Annotated in this window: 1 pseudogene; it reads left to right on the forward strand. The window is 49.3% G+C overall.

The window, feature by feature from the left end:
- Positions 1-268: pseudogene (locus tag A3729_RS10815) on the forward strand (hypothetical protein); the annotation flags it as partial.

A 268-nucleotide genomic window follows, 5' to 3' on the forward strand; every position in this document is an offset into this window, starting at 1 on the left:
TTATTGGATCTGACCGAAGGCGCGTTCGAGCAGGGGCGATCGATGCAGATCAATGAAAACCCCTCTGTAGGTTGCAACCCTAATCGAAACAAGCAGCACGGATTTCACTTTACCGCTGACAACTGTATCGGTTGCCATGCCTGCGAAGCCGCTTGTAGTGAAAAGAATGAAAATCCGGCTCACTTGGCTTTCCGCTCGGTTGGTTATGTAGAAGGGGGTTCCTACCCTGACTATAAGCGCATGAACATATCAATGGCGTGTAACCATT

The sequence above is a fragment of the Oleiphilus sp. HI0043 genome, from assembly GCF_001634935.1.